Source organism: Bacillus cereus group sp. BfR-BA-01441, from assembly GCF_022663075.1.
GTDB classification, from domain to species: Bacteria; Bacillota; Bacilli; order Bacillales; family Bacillaceae_G; genus Bacillus_A; species Bacillus_A cereus.
Window position 1 is genome coordinate 1 of record NZ_JAKUEU010000183.1, and the last position, 2,425, is coordinate 2,425.

The window sequence follows — 2,425 nt, forward strand, 5'->3', positions numbered from 1 at the left end:
AGAGGTCACACCCGTTCCCATACCGAACACGGAAGTTAAGCTCTCTAGCGCCGATGGTAGTTGGGACCTTGTCCCTGTGAGAGTAGGACGTCGCCAAGCAAGAACCTAAGTCATTTTGACTTAGGTTTTTTTGTGTTTATTTTTATTATTTTTAATTTAAAGGTAAGAATTACCTTTTCAAGAATATAGTCCAGATGTAAAAAGAATGTTTGTGATCTTACATAACCTTTTGTGCTTTTAAAGGATTTTACATTAGAAAAAATCTATAATTAAGGTAGTTAACATATATTTTTGATGGGTGTGGGGAATTATGAAAGAAATATGCATGTTATTAGTGGCTGTTATATTATGGGGCACAGCCATTGCGCCAACAAAATGGGCGTTAGAATCTATTCAGCCGTTTACTTTGTTATTTATTCGTCTTTTCTTTGCAGGTGGAATTTGTATGATATTCTCATTTAAGGAACTACAAAAATCAGTTGTACATAAAAAAGTTCCATGGAAAAGAATGAGTTTGTTAGCTTTTACCGGTGTAGCTGGTTATTTTATGTTTACATCCTACGGCATTTCTTTAACCAGTGGATTACATGTGAGTATTATAGATGCTGCGTTACCATTGGTTACAATTCTTTTTTCAGCACTCTTTTTAAAAGAGGAAATTCGATTGAATTATTGGATAGGAATTATATTGGGTGCTATAGGAGTACTCTTTATTACGATTCCATCTAAAAGTGCTAATCAAGAAGTGTCCTTAATAGGAGATATACTAATATTATTAAGTACTTTTCTATTTGCTTTCTACACAGTTTTGCTAAAACGACCAAAACAAGAACAGTATTTATCAAACGAGGTTTTTACAACATTAACTTTAATTATTGGAGCTGTTATTCTCTTACCGTTTGCACTGGTAGAAATTTTTTATTACGGTCTCCCAAAGGTTGAAACTTGGAAAACGGTACTTAGTGTAATATACCTTGTTATTGGAGCAACAATTTTAGCGTATTGGTTTTGGAATAAAGCGCTAGAGAGAGTTTCAGCATCAGTAAGCGGATTATATTTAAATGCATTACCATTAATAAGTATTATTACTTCAATTATTCTATTAAATGAATCTCTGACATGGAGAGTAATAATGGGAGCGAGTTTAGTCTTAATTGGAGTAGGATGGGCGGATAAGCAAAAGTTATGTAATCTATTAAAAGGTAACAAGGTGGAGCATAGAGACTGTTAAACAGTATGATTTATATAATTGAAATGTTAAAAAGATACCTTATATATGAGGTATCTTTTTTATTTAGCAAAGATAATAGACTAAAGTTAGTATGGATATTCTTTGCTGTATTTATATGTGTCGAAATCATTTTGAAATATTGTTTGGACAAGTTGTATACATTCAGTATCATAAAAGCTTTCAAAAGTTGGATGACGTGGAAATAAAGGATCAGTAATATCGCCTTCGCTAAAATTCCCTTTATAAATCATGGCGGGAGTTTGATGATGCCATGATGTTGAGAACTCATTTATTGGTGCGGTTTTTAATTCGAAACGCTTTTCTAATTCTTTCATTTCGTGATCGAAGTTTTCTAAGTATATATAATTGGTCACATATTCTTCTTCACCAGCTATATATTGTTGTGTGAAATGTGGGTTAATATCACTTGCGTGAGCCCCTTTTATAAATAGATAGTATAAAAATTGTTTAAATGAGATCCCTTTGGTGGAATTTTCATCTTGATATAAAAACTTTCGGATGGGTTTCCATTCGGGATTTTCCATATAAGGAGGTCCAATTAAGGACACGAAAGAACTGACTGCTCTCCTATAAGGGTTACGAACAAGTTTAAAAGTTTCTTTTTGTTTTTCTCGTAACGCTACTCCTAGTCGTACACTATAGGCAGGTGTACTTTTGTATATATCATATTCATAATTATGAATGAAAGGACTATAGCTTAGAGCGGTTTGTAATAAATCAATCTGGTAAAAGAACCACTTAGCAAGAGAAGTACAGCCGCTTTTTTGACTCCAAAATAGAATGATTGGAAACTTCCTATGATAGTGTGGGCTTCTTGAATGGGAGCTTATGATGTGTAATAAAGAAGGATTGAACAAGTTCTACACTCCTTTCAGTTATCTTATTGATATGTATGAGAAATAAAAGGGGGGTATGAGAGTCTTTTTCATCTTTTTAAAAAAAATGAAAGATTAATATTGACTATTATTATATAGAGGTGTAATATAGGACAAGTCGCCGATGACAATAACGTCGCAAGCGACAAACGAAATAAAAAACTTAGTTGACATCAATTAACGAAAGTGTTAACATAAGGAAGTCGCAAATGAGCGACCAAGTAGTTCTTTGAAAACTGAACGAAACAAACAACGTGAAACGTCAATTTTTATTTTAGATGCTAGACAAACTAACTTT

At 32.9% G+C, this 2,425-nt stretch carries 2 protein-coding genes and 1 rRNA gene; 2 read left to right on the plus strand and 1 reads right to left on the minus strand.

Going from position 1 to position 2,425, the window contains the following annotated elements; translation table 11 throughout:
- Both rrf and MR107_RS29675 read left to right on the plus strand, forming a co-directional pair.
- A 5S ribosomal RNA gene (rrf, locus tag MR107_RS29670) occupies positions 1-99 on the plus strand; the annotation flags it as partial.
- Between the two features lie 211 nt (positions 100-310).
- Positions 311-1,231 (plus strand): DMT family transporter, encoded by a 921-nt coding sequence (locus MR107_RS29675; protein ID WP_242293120.1) that lies wholly within the window; start codon positions 311-313, stop codon positions 1,229-1,231.
- Between the two features lie 86 nt (positions 1,232-1,317).
- Here MR107_RS29675 and MR107_RS29680 read toward each other — a convergent pair whose 3' ends face one another.
- Complete coding sequence (locus tag MR107_RS29680) at positions 1,318-2,109, minus strand: sulfotransferase family 2 domain-containing protein (RefSeq protein ID WP_000483018.1); 792 nt, start codon at positions 2,107-2,109, stop codon at positions 1,318-1,320.
- Positions 2,110-2,425: the final 316 nt, after the last annotated feature.

Bases quoted from the DNA above. Each gene is read 5' to 3' on its own strand.
- MR107_RS29675 (WP_242293120.1), top strand. From the start codon at position 311: ATGAAAGAAATATGCATGTTATTAGTGGCTGTTATATTATGGGGCACA.